Annotated in this window: 11 protein-coding genes; all 11 read left to right on the top strand. The window is 73.4% G+C overall.

The features are described from left to right. Window positions 1-775, top strand: a 775-nt coding sequence (locus ACLBXX_RS19050; protein ID WP_447659318.1) for an ABC transporter, incomplete at its 5' end; no start/stop codon positions are given. 41 nt (window positions 776-816) lie between these two features. Then, window positions 817-1,407 (top strand): hypothetical protein, encoded by a 591-nt coding sequence (locus ACLBXX_RS19045; RefSeq protein ID WP_447659317.1) that lies wholly within the window; start codon window positions 817-819, stop codon window positions 1,405-1,407. Between the two features lie 72 nt (window positions 1,408-1,479). After that, window positions 1,480-2,148: a spermidine/putrescine ABC transporter substrate-binding protein gene (locus tag ACLBXX_RS19040; protein WP_310288320.1), complete on the top strand. Its 669-nt coding sequence runs from the start codon at window positions 1,480-1,482 to the stop codon at window positions 2,146-2,148. A 175-nt stretch (window positions 2,149-2,323) separates the two neighbouring features. Then, complete coding sequence (locus ACLBXX_RS19035) at window positions 2,324-3,463, top strand: serine/threonine-protein kinase (RefSeq protein WP_387144720.1); 1,140 nt, start codon at window positions 2,324-2,326, stop codon at window positions 3,461-3,463. Further along, entirely contained in the window at window positions 3,463-9,432 is a 5,970-nt protein-coding gene (locus tag ACLBXX_RS19030) for an Ig-like domain-containing protein (RefSeq protein ID WP_447659316.1), read from the top strand. Before ACLBXX_RS19035 ends, ACLBXX_RS19030 begins: the two co-directional genes overlap by 1 nt. A 55-nt stretch (window positions 9,433-9,487) precedes the next feature. Further along, a complete protein-coding gene (locus ACLBXX_RS19025; protein WP_447659315.1) occupies window positions 9,488-10,453 on the top strand; it encodes an AAA family ATPase in 966 nt (321 codons plus the stop codon). Further along, window positions 10,450-11,859: a DUF58 domain-containing protein gene (locus ACLBXX_RS19020; RefSeq protein ID WP_447659314.1), complete on the top strand. Its 1,410-nt coding sequence runs from the start codon at window positions 10,450-10,452 to the stop codon at window positions 11,857-11,859. The genes ACLBXX_RS19025 and ACLBXX_RS19020 overlap by 4 nt, the downstream gene beginning before the upstream one ends. Next, window positions 11,856-14,417, top strand: coding sequence for a transglutaminaseTgpA domain-containing protein (locus ACLBXX_RS19015; RefSeq protein ID WP_447659313.1), 2,562 nt, complete (start codon window positions 11,856-11,858; stop codon window positions 14,415-14,417). Before ACLBXX_RS19020 ends, ACLBXX_RS19015 begins: the two co-directional genes overlap by 4 nt. Then, entirely contained in the window at window positions 14,414-15,991 is a 1,578-nt protein-coding gene (locus ACLBXX_RS19010) for a DUF5684 domain-containing protein (protein WP_447659312.1), read from the top strand. Before ACLBXX_RS19015 ends, ACLBXX_RS19010 begins: the two co-directional genes overlap by 4 nt. Before the next feature lie 56 nt (window positions 15,992-16,047). After that, window positions 16,048-16,629 (top strand): hypothetical protein, encoded by a 582-nt coding sequence (locus tag ACLBXX_RS19005; RefSeq protein WP_447659311.1) that lies wholly within the window; start codon window positions 16,048-16,050, stop codon window positions 16,627-16,629. 349 nt (window positions 16,630-16,978) lie between these two features. Beyond that, window positions 16,979-17,347: a 30S ribosomal protein S12 gene (gene rpsL / locus ACLBXX_RS19000; RefSeq protein ID WP_018171438.1), complete on the top strand. Its 369-nt coding sequence runs from the start codon at window positions 16,979-16,981 to the stop codon at window positions 17,345-17,347. The last annotated feature ends 4 nt before the right edge of the window (window positions 17,348-17,351 follow it).

Here is a 17,351-nt window from a genome sequence, read left to right as displayed (position 1 = left end):
CCCCCCCCCCCCCCCCGCGGCCGGCGCCCCGCCCGCCGCCGAGGCCGACCCGTGGGACTCGCCGGAGGCGGCTTCGCTGGACTACACCTCGTCCGCGACGCCGGCTCCCGCCGCCGACGACTCGCCCACGGTCGTGGTCCCGCCGGTCGTGACCCCGAGCGAGCCCGTCGTCGCCGAGCCCGCGGTCGTCGCCGCGGCCGCCGCCCCGCAGCCGATCTTCGTCCAGGCGCCCGAGGCTCCGCGTCCGCGGGGCAACCGCGCCGCCGCCGGAGCCATCGGCCTGCTCGCCGCCGTCGCGTTCGCCGTGCTCTACCTCGCGGTGTGGCTCGGCGTCGACGCGATCAAGGGCGACGTCACCGGCGCGAACGTCGGCACGACCGCCCTCGAGGCACTCGCGACCTGGTCGCTCTGGGTGCCGGTCGTGGTGTTCTTCATAGGCTTCTGGCTGCTCGGCGCGATCATCAACCGCGGCCGCTGGGGCCACTGGGTGGTCTTCGGCATCCTCGTGGGCGTCGCCGCCTACGGCGGGCACATCCTGGGCGCACTTTTCCAGGCCCCGTTCTGGAACCTCACCGCCAGCGAGGGCGCCAAGCTCGTCGAGGGCGAGCTGCTGGCGCCGCTCGCGATCGCCGCGTTCATCATCGGCCGCGAGCTCACGATCTGGTTCGGCGCATGGGCGGCCGCGCGTGCGAAGCGCGTCACCGAGCTCAACATCGAGGCGCAGCGCGAGTACGAGCGCACGCTCGAGGCAGGCCCGCAGCTCGTCCAGCAGTAAGCCCCCGTTCGCAGCCGTGCCCGCCGACGTAGGCTGGCGGCATGGCCGCTGACGGTTCGGACGGGCCGTCGCAGGGACCCGTGCGACCGCCCGTCGCCCTGGCCTTCGCGACGATGGGCTTCATCGCGCTCCTCATCTTCGGGCTCGGCATGACCAGTCTGGCGACGGGGGAGGACGTCATCGCGAGCCCCGGGCTCGGGCAGGCTCCCGGGATCACCGGCGTCGTGTGCGCGACACTCGCGTTCGCCGGCGGCCTGTGGGCCGCGATCGCACGCGCCTCGAGCCGGACGGATGCTGCGGCCCCGGCGCGCGGCACGGCACCGGCTGCGGGGGGCGCGGGGGCGGCCGCCGGCGCCGGCGCCGGCGCCGGGGCGAGGCATCCGTCGTACTGGGGTGCCGCGTGGACGACCGCCGCGACCTTCCTCGCGTACCTCGGGGGAGTGTGGTTCGGCGCCGTGTTCACCGGCGCCGATCTCGGCGTCGCGACCGCGGTGGTGGGACGCCTCGCGACCACGTGGTTCGGGCTCGTGGTCGCGGCGGCGGCGTTCGTCTCGTCGTGGGCGGGCATCGCGCTCGTGCGCACCCGCGCCCGCCGCCCGAGATGGCCGTGGGAGGACGAGTTCGACGAGTGATCCGGCGGCCGACGGCGCTCGGGACCGCGGAAATCCGCGCGAGTGCGGAGGCCGGGCACTAGCGTGGAACGCGTGGAGCGGTCGCTCGAGACCCAGGTCAGCCAGGCGGTGGACGCCTGGCTCGCGTGGGTGCCCCGCTGGGAGCCCGCGACGCACCACGGCCGGACCGCCCCCTGCCGTCGTTGCTTCGGGTCGCCCGTGCTCTCGGCGGCGGGCCTCGGCGCCGACGTGCCGCACGGCGTGCAGCACGGCCTGTCGACCCGCATCAAGACGATCGTCGACCGCTCGGTCGCCGAGTACACCGCGCTGAACCTGCCGATGCTGCAGGCCGAGCTCGATCAGCAGGCCGCCCGCAACCGCGCCCGCACCTACCGCCCCGGCGAAGGGCTCGATCCCGAGTTCGAGGGTCTTCCCATGGACCCCGATCCGGTGCCCGGCGCCCCCTTCCTGTTCACGATCGCGGGACTCGCCGAGGAGGCCGACGCGCACGTGCCCGCGCTGCCCCCGCTGAGCGAGGAGGCGAAGGCGGCACTGCGCCAGGAGGTCGGGCTCGCCGACGACTACGCGAACATGGTCGGCCGCGAGGTGTGCACGATCCTGCTGCACCATCGCCTGCGCATCCAGGCCGCGGTGACCGAGTACGTCGAGCCCCAGATCGAGGCGATGCTCGCCGATCTCACGAAGTCGCTCGACGCACCGTTCGACCCCCACGACCCCGGCGACACTCCGCGGCTAGACTGACGCCGGCCCCGTCACTGCGGCACGCTCCGGCGCCGGACCGCCGCACGCGCTCGACTCTCCACATCCCTGCTCGCCATGCGGGTTCTCGGGAGGTGGGTTTTGTTAGCATGACCGGGTTTGTTGTCGCCCTGGCGACATGGGTGTGACGGTAGCGGACTGCGGGGGAGGTGTGCTGGTGGCTGCACGGCTTCCTTCGGCGCCTCCGATCCTTCCGGGGCTCGCCTACATCCGCCCGCTCGGCTCCGGCGGCTTCGCCGACGTCTTCCTCTACGAGCAGGACATGCCCCGCCGCAACGTCGCGGTGAAGGTCATGCCGAGCGACGTGCGCGACCCGGAGCTGCGGCGCATGTTCAACGCCGAGGCCGACGTGCTCGCGCACCTGTCGGCCCATCCCTCGATCGTGACGGTCTACCAGGCGAGCATCTCGGCCGACGGCCGCCCGTACATCGTGATGGAGTATTGCCCGGGCTCGCTCGCGCAGCGGTACCGCGTCGAGCGCGTCCCCGTCGAGGAGGTGCTCGCGACCGGCGTGCGCATGGCCAGCGCGCTCGAGTCCGCGCACCGCGCCGGCCTCATCCACCGGGACGTCAAGCCGAGCAACATCCTCATCACCACCTTCGGCACGCCTGTGCTCGCCGACTTCGGCATCTCGGCATCGCTGCAGCGCAAGAGCGGCGGCGAGGTGCTCGCGATGTCGATCCCGTGGAGTGCTCCGGAGGTCGTCGCCGAGCAGACGAGCGGAACGGTGACGAGCGAGGTGTGGAGCCTGGGCGCCACGGTCTACTCGCTCCTCGCAGGCCACAGCCCCTTCGAGCGCCGTGAGCGCGGGCAGAACACGAAGGAGCTGCTGCGCAAGCGCATCGCGCGCGCCACCTACGTCGAGATCCCGCGGGCCGACGTCCCGGCGTCGCTGCAGGCCGTCCTCGCGACCGCGATGAGCCGCGATCCCGGCCGCCGGTACGACTCGGCGCGGGCCTTCGGCGAGGCGCTGCGAGAGGTGCAGTCAGGGCTCGGCCTCTCGCCGACACCGCTCGAGATCCCCGACGCGGAGTGGTCCCCGGCATCCGCGCCCGTCGATTTCGGGGATTCGGCGCTGCGAGGACCGGCGCGCTCGCACGTGGAGCGCGACCTCACCCGCAAGACGCGCGCCGGCACCGGTGTCGCGCAGCTCGCCCGCGACGAGGACACCGAGATCTCGGCGCCCGCCCGTCGGCGCGGGCGCGCGGTGCTGCCCTGGGCCATCGGCATCGGAGCGGGGGTCATCGCCGGCGCCGGCGCGGTCGTCGTGGCGCTGATGGCCGCGGGGGTGCTCTGATGCGACGCGGCACCGTCGCCGGCATCGTCGCCGCCGGCGCCGTGGTGGCCACCGTCATCGGCATCAGCATCGTGTGGCCGGGGCTCGACGCGCAGGAGACACCCGACGTCGACACCGCGGTCTGGGCGCTGCAGACCGGCGACGGCCGCCGCTACGCCCGCGTGAACACCTCGGTCGGCGAGCTCGACACCGTGCGCAGCATCAGCAACCCCGACCAGGTGGTGCAGACGGGGGATGCCGCGTACCTCTTCAGCGACAGCTACTCGACGCTCACGCGCATCGACGCCGCGATGCCCACCGACCTCGACGAGGAGGCGCTGCAGTCCTCGCAGAAGACCCCGTCCGGCACCACCGAGGTCGTCACCTCCGGAGACTGGGTCGCCTATCTCACCGACTCGGGCGCCGTCTTCGCTGGACGTCTTTCGAGCGGCACGTCGTCGCAGCTCGACCCGTTCGGCGCGGACGACGAGGACGCCCCGCAGTACACCGCCGAAGCGATCGCCGTCGACGAGCGCGGCATGCTGTTCGCGTACTCGGGCGCCGACGGCTCGGTGCTGCGCTACGACATCGGCGAGAGCCAGGTGCGCGCGCGCGACGCGTTCGACCCCGACGGCCTCGACACGCCGGCCATCACGGCGGCGGGCGACACGTGGGCGCTGGTCGACACCGAGGACGGCGACGTGTGGCTTCGCGGGCAGGATGCCGCGGCCCAGGCGCCCACGACGGGTGCGGTGGTCGTCGGCGCACCGGACGCGCAGGGCACCGCGGTCTATCTCGCCGACGAGACCGGGCTGGTGCGGGTGCCGGCCGACGGGTCGGCCATGGAGACCCCGGTCGGAGACGGCGCAGGAACGGTGCTCGGGACCCCCGCGCAGCCGGTCGCGCACGGCGGCGAGACCTACGCCGCGTGGCTCGGCCAGGGCGACGCGGGCGGTCTGCTGTGGCGCTCGAGCGGCGCCACCGCGCCGCTCGACTACGGTGACGAGACGATGGGCGATCAGCAGCGCCCCGTGTTCGTCTCGAGCGACTCCGCGGTCATCCTCAACGACACCCGCTCGGGGTGGGCCTGGTCGGTGCCCGACGGCGCGCTGATCCCGTCGAGCCAGGACTGGAGCCTCGACGACCGCACCGACCCCGACGCCGTTCCCAGCGAAGAGCAGCTGCAGGTCGTGCTCGATCCCAAGCCGCCGATCGCCGAGCCCGACGCGTTCGGCGTGCGTGCGGGCGCCCTCGCCTCGCTGCCGGTGCTCATGAACGACCACGATCCGAACGAGGACGTCCTCACGATCGACCCGGCGTCGATCGCCGGGCTCGATCCCGCGTTCGGGACCGTGTCGGTGACCGACGACGACCAGCGCCTCGCCCTCCGGGTGCAGCCCGGTGCGACGGGATCGGCGACCTTCTCGTACGCGGTCACCGACGGCACCACCGAGAACGGCCTCATGTCCGACCCGACGTCGGTCACGGTGACGGTGGCGGACGCCGCCGCCGACTCGGCGCCGGAATGGTGCGGCGTCGAGCGATGCCTCGTCGAATGGCCCGAACCCGAGGTCGCCCGGGGCGGCACGGTGACCGTGCCGGTGCTGCCGGGCTGGGTCGACCCGGAGGGCGACCCCCTGCTGCTCCTGTCGGTCGAGAACAAGAGCGGCGTCGGCAGTGTCGCGGCGACGCCCGGCGGCGACGTCGTCTACCAGCACGACGACGCCGGCGACGGCGGGGAGCAGCTCGTGGAGCTCGAGGTGACGGTCGCCGACACCCAGGGCGGGACGACCGTGAAGCCTCTCATGATCAAGGTCTCGCCGCAGCCTCAGCTCGCGGCGCAGTCGTTCGCCGTCACCGACACCGTCGCATCCGGGATCACCGTCGACGTCGCCGACCACGTCACGGGCACCGCGGGCACGCTGTCTCTGGAGTCGGTGCGGGTGCTCGACGATGCCGCGGCCACCGCGACGGCTGTCAGCGGCTCGACCTCGTTCGACTTCGCGGCGAAGAGTCCGGGCACGTTCCGCGTCGACTTCACGGTGACCGACGGCGTGAGCGAGGCGAGTGCCACGGCCCGCATCACCCTGCTGCCCGCCGACGCGCCGGCCCAGCTGGCCACGTCGCCGGTGGTCGCGTTCGTGCACCCCCAGCAGGACGCGACCCTCGAGATCTTCGACGCCGTCTCGAACCCGACGCGCCGCGTGCTGCTGCTGAGCGACGTCGTCGCGCGGGCGGATGACGGCGCCACGCTGTCGGTCGACGGCGTCGGCCAGAATCACCTCCGCGTGTCGGGGACCACGGCCGACGGCGCCGCCGGACGACTCGGCACCGTCTCGTACGTGGTGAGCGACGGCACCGAGGACGCGGGCGCGAGCGTCGAGGGAGAGGCGACGGTCTACCTGCTGCCACCCGCGCCGGAGCTCGCGCCGATCGCCGTCGACGATGCCGTGATGGTGCGCGCCGGCGCCCAGATCGACATCCCGGTGCTCGACAACGACATCTCGCCTGCCGGCGGCAGGCCGACCCTGAACCCGGCCTCGGTGACCTCGTCGTCGGAGGGCGCGCTTGCCTTCGCGTCCGGTGACCTGCTCCGCTACCTCGCTCCCGACGAACCCGGGCAGTACGCGATCGAATACTCCGTGTTCACGACGGGGGCTCCGGCGCTCGCCGACACGGCGACGGTGCGGGTGACGGTGATCGACGCGGAGGCCAACCGCGCCCCCACCGCCGACACGCTCGAGGGCCGCGTCCTCAGCGGCCAGTCGACCCTCATCGAGTTCGACGACTTCGGCACCGACCCCGACGGCGACGTCGTGACCCTCGACCGCATCGTCGAGCAGCCCGCCCGGGGCGCGGCCACCATCACCGCCGACGGCGGATCCCTCATGTACACGAGCGTGCCCGGCGACAGCGGCCAGGTGTCGTTCCGCTACCGCGTCGTGGACGCGTTCGGCGCGACCGCCGACGGGACGGTGCGCATCGGCGTGCTCGACAGCCAGGCCAACCCGAGCCCGGTCACGTTCACCGACTACGTGCAGGTGCAGGCCGGCGAGGGCAACACGATCCGCGTCAGTCCGCTCTCCAACGACGTCGACCCGACGTTGGGCGAGCTGCGGGTCACCGACATTCGTCCCGACGTGCCGGCGACGCTCGTGGACGGCAGCGCCAACCCCGAGTTCGCACGGCTGAACGAACGGATCGTGGGCGCGGACGACACCACGGTGCGGATCGCGGCAGGGGACGAGCCCGCGACGATGTCGTTCCTCTACGACGTCGAGTCCTCCTCCGGCAACACGGGACGCGGTCTCATCGTGGTGCGCGTGGTGCGCGAGAACGTCCCCGACTTCCCGGTCGTCGCCGACACCAACCTCACCGTCGAGACCCGTGAGGACTTCCCCCGGGGAGTCGACGTGCTGGGCGGCAAGGTCACCTGGTCGGGCGGCGACGTCGACGACCTCGAGCTGTCGCTGTGGGACGATCCCGACGGCGTCTCGGTGCGGGGCTCGCAGCTGCGGGGCGAGCTCACCGACACCACCCGGCTGATCCCGTTCGCGGTCACCGGTGAGGGCACCGCCGGCGAGGTGACGTCTTACGGCTTCCTCCGCGTGCCGGGCGAGAACGACCTCGCGCTGACGCTGCGCGCGAACGCCGCCTCGCCCGAGGTCACCGAGCTCGAGTCCACGACCTTCGACATGGCGGACCTCGTCGCCCGCCCCCGGGGCGCGGTGGTCGAGCTCGGCGAGGACGTGCGGGCGTCGGGCGCCCGTCCCGAGGCGTCCTGCACCGTCGAGTCGGGCACCGTCGTGCGCTACGACGCGGGTTCGGGCGCACCGTGGGTCGACGCCTGCCAGGTGCCCGTGCGCCTGACCGGCCAGGAGGACTGGACCTACCTGTCGGTGCCGATCGTGGTGCACCCGCGCGACCCGCAGCCGGAGCTGCGTCCCGGATCCATCACGGTGGGTCCCGGCGAGACCGCGTCCTTCGATCTCCGGAACATGACCACGTGGCAGCTGCGCCCGGACTGGGACGGGATCGTCTATGCGACCGAGCACGCGGGCACCGCGTTCGAGGTCACGCAGGAGGGCTCCATCGTGACCGTGACCGGCGCGGACCGCGCCGTCCCCGGCTCCGAGGAGGCCGTGCTCGTCTCCGTCACGAGCCACACCTCGGTGACCCCCGCGCGGCTCATCCTCCGCGTCGGCGCCGCGCCGTCGACGCTTCCGCAGGGCGGCTCGGTCGTGCAGCAGTGCTCGCAGGCCGCGGGGTCGTCGTGCACGATCCCCGTGATCGGCGCCGGCGGCGAGGTCAATCCGCTGCCCCGCACTCCGCTCGAAGTCGTCGACGTGCGCCCGACCGGCGCGTGCGCCGGGGTGGGCTTCCAGGTGGCGTCGGCGACGTCGATCACGGCGACGTGGACGACGGATGCCCCGGGCGCGACGTGCACCGCCACGTTCTCGGTGCGCGACGCCCAGGGTCGCGTGACGAACGCCGAACGCGACGGCCGCGTGCTGCTCGATCTGCTCGGATTCCCCAAGACGCCCGCGAGTATTACCCAGACGGCATATGCCGACGGAACAGTGACACTGAGGATCGATCCGGGCGAGGCCCGACTGGCGTACCCGGCGCTCACCGGCTTCGTCATCCGCTCCGGCGGGCAGGAGGTCGCGCGGTGCACCGCGGACGGCGTGTGCCCCGCTGTCGCCGCGCCCAACGGCGAGCAGCGCACCTACGATGCCTGGGCCGTCAACGCCGTGGGCGAGTCGAAGGCGGGCGTGCGCACCGTCGCGTGGGCGTACGACGCGCCGCTCGCGCCCACGAGCGTGACCGCCGCCCCGGTCCCCACCGGTGACGGTGCGGGCGGCATCGTGTCTCTGGTCATCGACGGGATCGAGGCCGGCGAGACCGGCAGCCTCGAGATCGCGAGTCCCGCCGGCGAGACGGTGCGGGTGCCGGTGAACCGCAACCAGACCCGCGTCGAGGTGCCCTGGTTCCGCGTGGGCAGCAACACCGGCACGCTCGTGACGATCACCCCCTATTCGCGCTTCGACCTGCCGCCCGGGCTCGGCGGCAGCGCGTCGGGCGGGACCGCGACGGTGCAGACCAACGGCATCGGCAGCCCGCTGTCGCCGCAGCTGACGCTCAGCTCGGTGTCCAACGGCGACGGCACCGCGACGGTGACCGCCCGCGCCTCCGCACAGCGCAACGGCGACGGCTCGGAGCTGCGCTACGGGATCGTGCAGGACGGTCAGCGCTGCACCGTGACCGAGGACGGCGCGACGGCCACCTTCCCCGGCCTCACGGACGGCGAGGAGTACACGTTCCGCGCGTGCGTCGAGTCGTGGGACGACGGCACGTCGTTCGGCCGCGCGGAGGTCACCCAGAGCGTGCGCGCCTTCCAGTCCGGCAAGGCGCCGCAGGGCTGGACGTTCGTCGTCGACGGCACGCCCAACGTCCAGTCGCAGCGCGCCGACTGGGTGATCCGCCAGAACCCGACCTCGACCGAGCGGCTCCCCAACCGCAATCACGCCGAGTTCCAGGGCTGGGGTGGGAGCACCTCGGTCTTCGGCCAGGATCCCGCCATCCAGGTGCGCTACGTGCACGACTTCTGGGGCACCGCCACCCCGTGGTCGACCGTGACGCCGCGCGCCGGCAGCGCCCCGTACCAGGTGCAGGCGAACTGGACGGTCACCTCCTGCGTCGGCGGCACCCCGCTCGCCTATCGCGGCCAGTCGTCGAACGCCCCGAACGGCTCGTCGGCGGTGTTCGCCTTCGGCAACGCCGGCCTGCGCTACTACGACAAGCAGGACCGGCTCCTCACCCACGCCGCCGGCACGTGGGACGTGCCTCAGGGTGCGGTCCGCGTCGACGGCATCTCGGTGTCCGTGAACTGGGATGCCCAGGGCTGGGGTCTGGCCCCCGTGAGCACCGAGTTTTCGGCGATCTGCCAGCCGGGCAACGGCAACCCGGAACCGCCACCCACACCCTGAGCGGCAGCATCCGCTCTCCCCACGATCTTCCCCACACGACGAAGGACGAGACCACATGACGATCACGCAGGAGCAGGCCGACTGGTTCGCGCAGACGTTCGGGCAGATCGCCGACAACGTCGAGCGCGCCGTCCTCGGCAAGCGCCATGTCGTCGAGCTCGTGCTCACCGCGATGCTCAGCGACGGCCACGTGCTCCTCGAGGACGTGCCGGGCACCGGCAAGACGTCGCTGGCGCGGGCGATGGCGCAGTCGGTGCAGGGCACGAACACGCGCATCCAGTTCACGCCCGACCTGCTGCCGAGCGACATCACAGGGCTCAGCGTCTACGACCAGAAGGAGGGCGTGTTCGAGTTCCACGCCGGCCCGATCTTCGCGAACATCGTGCTCGCCGACGAGATCAACCGGGCGAGCCCGAAGACGCAGTCCGCCCTCCTCGAGGTGATGGAGGAGGGGCGCGTCACGATCGACGGCGTCTCGCGCGAGGCGGGCGTGCCGTTCCTCGTGCTCGCGACGCAGAACCCCGTCGAACAGGCGGGCACCTACCGCCTGCCCGAGGCTCAGCTCGACCGCTTCATGATGCGCACGTCGCTCGGCTACCCCGACCATGCGGCGACAGTCCGCATCCTCGACGGGGCGGCCGTCGCCACCGCCGAGCTCACGCCGATCATCACGCCGCAGGCGCTCGTCGGCATGGCCGACCTCGCCGCCGCTGTGTACGTCGACGCGCTCGTACTCGACTACATCGCCCGCCTGGTCGACAGCACGCGCACGGCCGACGAGGTGCGCCTGGGCGTCAGCATCCGTGGCGCGCTCGCCCTGACGCGGGCCGCCCGCACGCGGGCCGCGTCGCAGGGCCGCACCTACTCGACCCCCGACGACGTCAAGACGCTCGCCGTGCCCGTGCTGTCTCACCGCCTGATCCTCCACCCCGAAGCCGAGTTCGACGGCGTCACCCCCGAGACCGTGATCGGGCAGGTGCTGCTCGACGTGGCACCGCCCTCCAGGCGCGAAGCGGTATGACGAGCCCCGAGCGCCGCGGCGGCGCCACCGGAACGGTGGAGCCGCGCATCACGCGCACCGTCCAGTCCACCGGCACGACCGGCCGCACGCACGTGACCGCCACGGCCACGAGCGTCGGCGAGTCGCGCCGCGGGCGCGCCTTCGTGCGCGCCGCGGTGTGGGGGACCGGCGTGTGGCGGGCGGCGGGCTCGGGCATCACGACCGCGGCCGAGTGGGCCGCTCAGACCATCCGGCCTGCAGGCGCCCTGGTGGCACTCGCGGCGACCGTGGGACTCGTGCTCGGGGTCGTCTTCGGCTGGGTCGAGTTCATGGTCGCGGGCGCGGCATCCGTCGTCCTCATCGTCGCCGCCGTGCCGTTCCTGTTCGGCGCCCGCGCGTACGACGTCGACCTGTCGCTGACGCACGAGCGGATCGTGGCCGGCGAGGGCGTCACCGGCCGCATCGACGTGCGCAACGACGGCCACCGCACGGCGCTGCCGGGCCGCATCGACATCCCGGTCGGAGCAGGCCTCGTCGAATTCGGCGTGCCGCTGCTGCGACCGGGGAACGCCGTCGAGCAGCCGCTCGACATCCCGGGTCTCCCGCGCGGCATCGTGAGGGTCGGCCCGGCGACGACGGTTCGGAGCGACCCGATCGGGATGCTGCGCCGCGAGCACTCGTTCCACGACGTGCACGACCTCTACGTCCACCCCCGCACGGCCGCGCTCCCGTCCACGAGCGCGGGGCTCATCCGCGACCTCGAAGGCGCGCCGACGCGCCGTCTGGTCGACGCCGACATGTCGTTCCACGCCATCCGCGAGTACGCGCCCGGCGATTCGCGCCGCCAGATCCACTGGCGGTCGACGGCCAAGACCGGGCGGCTGATGGTGCGTCAGTACGAGGAGTCGCGGCGCTCGCGCATGGCGGTGGTCCTCGCGGTCGCCGAAGGCGAGTACGCGGACGCCGACGAATTCGAGCTGGCCGTGTCGTGCGCGGCGTCGCTGGGCCTGCGCGCCGTCCACGACGCCCGCGACGTGCAGATCGTGACCGGATCAGAGATCCCGCGGGTGGTGCGCGGACGCCTGCGCGCGATCCGGCACATCCCCGCCGCGGCGCCGCGCCCCATGCTGGACGGCTTCAGCGGTGTCGAGCTGCTCGAGAGCACGATGCCCGTCGGCGAGGTGTGCCGCCTGGCCGCCGAGTCGGGCGAGCGGCTCTCGATCGCGTTCGTCGTGGTCGGCTCGCGCGTGCCGCTGACGAGGCTCCAGCAGGCGGCCCTCGCGTTCCCGGCCGACACCGCGGTCGTCGGCCTCATCTGCGACGAGCGCGCGCACCCGCGCATGCAGCCGCTGTCGGGCATGACGGTCCTCACCGTCGGAACACTCGAAGACCTGTCGGGCCTCCTGCTGCGGGGAGCGACATCGTGAGCGGGCCGATCCCCGTGATGGAGCGGATGGATGCTGCGCCCCGCGGTGCGGCCGACACCCTCGGCGTGCGTGCACCGCGGTTCGTGGCCCGCGTGTGGGTCGGCGCCGGGTTCGCCGCGGTGATCGCCGTCGTCGCGGCCGTCGCCGCGTGGCCGATCTACCGCTCGGGCACCTTCGCGCTCCTCGTGCTGGTCGGCACCCTGGTCGGCGGCGGGATCGCCGCCGTCGCGTGGTGGCGCCGCTGGAGCGGCTGGACCGCTGCCGGGGCGCTGGCGCTCGCGGTGCTGATCCTCGGCGTGCCGCTCGCGGTGCCCTCGCGCCTCGGCACGCCCGACGATCTCGTGCGGGGTCTCGGCGAGCTGGCGAGCGGCCTGGTGCTCGGCTGGAAGGACCTCGTCACCGTCGAGCTGCCGGTGGGCTCGTACCGCAACCTGCTCGTCCCCGCGCTGGTCGTCTTCCTCATCGGAACGTGCACGGTGCTGCTGCTCGCCTGGCGCGAGGATCGCGCGGCCTATGCCGCGGTTCCGGTGGCGCTCGGGATGGTGACCTTCGGGCTCTTCTTCGGCCGCACGACCGTGAGCGCCCCGCTCGAGGTCGGTCCGGTGTTCCTCTACGCGCCCGTCGAGACCGCGGTCGGCGTCACGGCCCTCGTGGCGTGCCTGCTGTGGCTGGCCTGGCGCACCCATGACGAGCGCGTCCGCGCACTGCAGCGGGCAGCGGCATCCAGCGGCGTCCGCATCTCGCGGCGCCCCTCCGCGGCCGACCGTCGTCGCACCGCGCTCGGCGCGGGCATGGTCGCGGTCGCCCTCGTGGTCGCGGTGGCGGTCGTGCCGTTCGCCGCGCGCGGCGTGGAGCGCGAGGTGCTGCGCTCGGCCGTCGGCCCCGACATCGACCTGTCGGCCGAGGTGAGTCCGCTTTCGCAGTACCGCGCGCTGTTCGCCGACGCCCGTGCCGACGACGTTCTGTTCACGGTCGAGCCGGTGGTGACGGACGGCGTCGTCGCCACGCTCCCCGAACGCGTGCGCCTGGCCACCCTCGACGCCTACGACGGCGAGATCTTCCGGTCGGGGGGCGAGGGCGCGGTCGACGCCGGCCGGTTCGTCCGCGTGCCGTCGGCGCTCGACGCCGGCGAGGGCACGGCGGTCGCGGCGCGGATCGACATCGACGCGTGGGACGGGATCTGGATGCCGACGGCCGGCCGACTCGAGGCGGTGGCGTTCGACGGCGACCGCGCCGCCTCCCTGGCGGACCGGTTCTACTACAACGCCTCGGCCTCCGCCGGCGTGCAGACCGCCGGGGGAGGCTTCGAGTCCGGCGACGCGTTCGTCGTGCGCGGCGTCGAGCCCTCGGCTCTCGAGCTCACCGAGCTGGACGCGCCGGGGAACCCGGGTGGCGTGGGCGCCCCCGACAGCCTCCGGTCGTGGATGGACGAGCACGCCGTCGGGTCGGCCGGCTCGGCCCTCGCGGGCCTGGTCGCGCTGCTGCGCGAGCGCGGCTACCTCAGCCACGGCCTCGACGACGGGGCGCAGGAGCCGGCCTGGGCGGCGGCCCTGCCTGACTACGCGTTCCAGCCCAGTGCCTCGGGCCACTCGCTCGCCCGCGTCGACACGATGTTCGCGCGCCTGCTCGAACGTGAGACGGACCAGAGGGCCGTGGCGTCCGGGAACTACGTCGCGGCGATCGGCGACGACGAGCAGTTCGCCGTCGCGGTGGCGCTGATGGCGCGGGAGCTCGGATTCCCGTCGCGGGTCGTGCTGGGGGCGAGACTGTCCGCGACCGAGCCCGATCTCGCGACGTGCGACGAGGGCGCCTGCCGCGCGCAGGACCTCACCGCGTGGACCGAGGTGCAGTCGGCGGCGGGCGAGTGGGTCGCGGTCGACGTGACTCCGCAGCATGCGCAGTCGCCGAGCCTCGACACGACCGAGCAGCGCGACCCCGAGAACGTCACCGAGGTGCGCCCCGACTCGGTCGAGGAGGTCGTGCCGCCCGACCCCACGCAGGAGGACTCCGCCGCCGACCGCCCGGCCGACGAGGACACCGGCGCCGACCTGGCGTGGCTCTGGCCGATGCTGCGGATCGGCGGCATCGCGCTCCTGGTGCTCGTGCTCGCACTCGGGCCCCTCCTCATCGTGATCGGCACGAAGGCCGCCCGCCGCCGCTCCCGCCGGCACACCGGCACACCGGCGACCCGGATCGCCGGGGGCTGGGACGAGTACGTCGACGCGGCGCTCGACAGCGGGCGCGCGGCATCCGGGACCGCCACCCGCAGCGAGCTCGCCGCGGCATTCGCGACGCCCGCGGGGGCCGCGCTCGCGCGAGACGCCGACCGTGCCGTGTTCTCGCACGCGGACCACTCCGCCGACGCCGCGCGGCGCTACTGGGAAGCCGTCGACGCGGAGCGACGCGCCCTGCGCCGCGAACGCGGGTTCTGGCGCGGAGCGCTGGCGACCGTATCGTTGAGATCGTTGTTCCGTCCGATGGCGCCCGAACCGGGCGGCCGCACGCGATTCGCCGAGAGGGGGAGACGACGGGCCGAGCCCGTGCGTCCCACGCCATGAACGCCACAGATGCCACTGCAGCCGTCTTCGGCACGCTGATCAGCCTGCTGCTGTTCGCGGGTCTCTACGTCTGGACCGCGCTCGCACTGTCGGCGGTGTTCCGCAAATCCGGCGTCGAGGCCTGGAAGGCGTGGGTGCCGGTCCTCAACACCATCGTGCTCCTGCAGCTCGCCGGACTCTCGCCGTGGCTGGTCGTGCTCGCGTTCATCCCGTTCGTCAACATCGCGTTCCTGGTGGTCTGGGCGATCGCGCTGTACCGCGTCAACATCGCCTTCGGCTTCGGCGCCGGCATGACCGTCCTCGGCTTCCTGCTGTTCCCGGTCTGGGCGTCGATCGTCGGCTGGGGGAGCGCGCGCTGGGTCGGACGCGAAACGGACGCTGCGGCCCGTGCCCCCTTCGGCGCCGGCGTGCGGCGCACATCGGGCTCGACGGCGACGCTTCCTCCCCTGCCGCCGTTCCCGACTCCCGGTGCACGGACCGACGGGGCCGCCTATCCGCCGGCGCCGACGGCCGTCCCGCCGGTGCCGACGAGCGCCGGCGCAGGGTTCGCGCCGCCCCCCGCCGACCTTCCGCAGGCGCCGGCGGTTCCGGCTCCAGCGGCAGCTGCGCCTGCGCCCGCTTCCGCCCCTGCCGCCACTGCGCCCGTGGCTCCTCAGGAGTCCGCCGCGGCCGACGTCGCGCCGCCGGCCGCGGGGTGGACGCCCCCGCCGCTGCCAGGCCGCCCCGTCTCCGCGTCGCCTGCCGAGGCGGGCGGCAACGGCACCGGCGACGCGGACCCGTGGCAGGGCTTCGCGCTCGACGGGATCGATCTGAGCGCCGAGGTCACGGGGGCTGTGCCCGGTGCTCCGGCGCCCATCTCCGCCGTGCCCGCCACGCCGCTCGCATCCCTCCCGACCGCCGCCGCGTCGCCCGCGCCCTCCGGACCCACGCGCACCGCCGCCGAGCCGTTCACGGCACCCGACGCCGCGACCACCGGCGAGGAGGGCATCACGCGGCCCCCCGTCACCCGCGTGCCGGCGGCCCCCTCGACGGGCGACGACCGCGAGCCGTGGGCTCCCGCGCGCTCGCCGATGAGCGAGGCCGACGCCTTCCCCGAGACCTCCGGACCGGTGTCCGCGATCTACGGCGCGCCCGACGCAGGATCACCGCGATCGGCGCGGTCGTCGGTGTCGGCATTCCACAGCAAGCCCGAGATCCCGGACGAGCAGGACCTCCTCGAAGAGACGATCATCGCCCGGCGCAAGCGCACCGACTGGGCGCTCGTGCCGCCGACCGGCGAGCCTGTCGCGCTCTCGTCGGAGGTCGTCATCCTGGGCCGCCGGCCCGCCGCAGACCCGGACCACCCGAGCGCGCAGCTCGTCTCGATCCAGGACGGCACCGTGTCGAAGACGCACGCGCGCCTCCAGCTGCGCGACGACAAGTGGTACGTGACGGACCTCGATTCCACCAACGGCGTGCTGTTCGCGACCGTGATGGGCACCGAGGTCGAGGCCCCTCCGGGTGAGGAGGTCGAGGCCGGCGACCGGTTCCTGCTGGGCGACGCCGAGGTCCGGCTGCGCCGGAGCGACGGGTGATAGTCCCCGCGCCCCCTCCACTCGACGCTGGCGCGTCGAGCGGAGCCTCTGGCTGCGTGGGCCCACCCGACGACGAGCGCACCGCGTTCTCCCGACGGAGGACCGCGGCGACCCCGCCGGAGGACCACGACGCATTCGACGAGCGGACGCTGCCGTCGCGGCGCTCCTCGACGGAGATCGACGCCGTCGACGACACCGTGATCGCCGGGAGGTCGGCGGTCGCCTCCGACTCCGAGATCCCCACGCAGGCCGCGACCGAATCGGCGCCGGCCGGCCCGCGACGGACCGCCCATCCGCCGGCACCCGAATCCCGCGACGCTTCCGCAGGCGCACGGCGTGCTCCATCCCCGTCGCCGGTGGCCCCGGAGCCCGCCGGAGAGACGTCGGCGGCGCCCGGCCGGGTCGCCTCTTCGCCCGCATCGGCGGCGGACGCCTACCGCGCCCGCGCCGTCCCTGCGGTCACCGCGGTGCGTGCAGAGCCGATTCGCCGCACGCCGCAGGATCACGTCGACACGGCTGCCGCCGAGACGACCCGCAGGCGTCGCCGACGCCGACGGATGATCGCGGTCGTGGCCGCGGCATCCGTCCTCGTCATCGTCGTCGCGCTGGCGCTCGTCGTGCTCCTGACGACCGACTGACGCAGACGCCGGAAGGCGATCTCGGCCGTGTCGCGGCGTGTCGTCGTCCGGTTGGGGCTGCAACGTGCTTCCGCGTTTGCCCGACCCTCGAATCCCACGTATCATGGATCGGGTGTGCGCTCACGCGCGCCGTCGACCGTGCCTCGGCGCGGGAACCGGTGCGAGCGCCGCATCTCAGGGAACAGCCTGCGAACAGGCCACCCCCACGGCATACCCACCAACGAAAGCGCGACAGTCATTCTGGCGCGTCGGTGGGTCAGCGTGAGCCCGCAGCGTCACGAATCGAAAGATCCGGATGCCGCGGGGGAGACCACGACGCTGTCACCGTGCAGCACAACAAGGAGAGAACGTGCCAACCATTCAGCAGTTGGTTCGCAAGGGTCGCTCGCCCAAGGTCTCGAAGACCAAGGCGCCGGCGCTCAAGGCGAACCCGCAGCAGGCGGGTGTCTGCACCCGCGTGTACACGACCACCCCGAAGAAGCCGAACTCGGCGATGCGCAAGGTCGCCCGTGTCAAGCTCCGCAACGGCACCGAGGTCACCGCGTACATCCCCGGCGAGGGCCACAACCTGCAGGAGCACTCGCTCGTGCTGGTCCGCGGCGGCCGTGTGAAGGACCTCCCCGGTGTCCGCTACAAGATCGTCCGTGGTGCGCTCGACACCCAGGCAGTCAAGAACCGTAAGCAGGCTCGCAGCCGCTACGGCGCGAAGAAGGGCTGAGAAA

The sequence above is a fragment of the Microbacterium sp. C23T genome, from assembly GCF_053345975.1.
The sequence above is the reverse complement of the archived record's forward strand: the minus strand, read 5'-3'. Positions and strand labels throughout refer to the sequence as shown.